Here is a 1,176-nt window from a genome sequence, read left to right as displayed (position 1 = left end):
ATGCGATATGGATGCCTTGTTGCTATGTAACTACAGCAACTTTTAATGCTTTTTGCGCCCATCATATATAGCGAAATAGAGAGCGTTACCCCACCGTTATCTCGCCTACATACAAACTATCGCCCTGCAACTTTCCATTGGCCGAGGCAAAGCTGATATAGCAATGCACCGTATCGCCCAGATGATCTGCAGGCATTTGCATTACAAAGTTTTGCGCATACCTATTCACTTTGCCCTGCGAAATAACTGCCCTTTCCTTTTCTGGATTGTACACCAGAAAACTCGCCAGATCGGTAAATTGGCAATATGTTGACTGTTTTTGTGGCAGCCAGGTAAAAGTAATCTTCCCTTCGGCTGATGAGATCTGTATACCATCGGGAGTAACTACATGCCCTCTGCTATATACCAACTTAGGTTAGTTGAGCAAAAAATGCTCGCCTTGCTTAATAAAAGGATGGTCTGAGTTGTATTTATAAGCCGCATTTACAGGTGTGTTGTTTTTTACAAAAGCCTTAAAACCAGTGTTTATCAGCTTGTCGATCTTTGACAACGTGAGGGTAATGAGTTCAGACCACTGTGTATGATTATTATGTATGGAACTTTGGGGATGTAGTAAACCATGAGATAATCATTTTAAAACTATGTCGCCTACTAGGACTCTGATCTATTTACGTCAAGTTTTGGACGAAATACTTTATTTGCCAGCTTTGAGTTTTTTGAGCCTGTTTATTTGTTGGTTTGTCCCAGGGCGGATAAACTCTGATTCCTCGTTTCCCGTTTTTATTCTTGCTTGTGATAATTCCCTGCCCAATAAGAATGGATTTTGGAAAAACAAATAGTCCAAAATTATGCTCAGTTTTTGAGCTGATTACCATAAAATCTATCTCGTCTGTTTCTTCAAAAGGCTGGGTTAAACCTTGTTCATTTCTTCTCCAAATAGCAACAAATTGACCTACTTTTTTAGGGGTAACTTTAGAGACTCTAAATTCAATAGTTTTTCCTGGTAGTTTAAAATTGCGTGCCCCGTAGTCTGCACTTTCTCTTGAACTGATTGTCCTAAGTTCAGCACCATATTTGGCATACAGTTCTTTTCCTGTTTCATAAAACTCTTCATGAAAAATTTTTGACGTAGTGTGCTCCTCCAAAATAAATTTATTATTCTACAAATCTAAACTT

The 1,176-nt window shown here is 38.6% G+C and carries 2 protein-coding genes; both read right to left on the bottom strand.

Features of this window, described 5'->3' with window-relative positions; translation table 11 throughout:
• Positions 1 to 85: 85 nt before the first annotated feature.
• Positions 86 to 409 carry a DUF6266 family protein gene (locus tag AC1DG9_RS27225; protein ID WP_337715105.1) on the bottom strand — a complete coding sequence of 108 codons (324 nt, stop codon included), beginning with the start codon at positions 407 to 409 and terminating at the stop codon, positions 86 to 88.
• A 259-nt stretch (positions 410 to 668) separates the two neighbouring features.
• Positions 669 to 1,145, bottom strand: a complete 477-nt coding sequence (locus tag AC1DG9_RS27220; protein WP_216854517.1) for a MepB family protein — start codon at positions 1,143 to 1,145, stop codon at positions 669 to 671.
• Positions 1,146 to 1,176: the final 31 nt, after the last annotated feature.

Source organism: Pedobacter sp. 05L430, assembly GCF_056397585.1.
The sequence above is the reverse complement of the archived record's forward strand: the minus strand, read 5'-3'. Positions and strand labels throughout refer to the sequence as shown.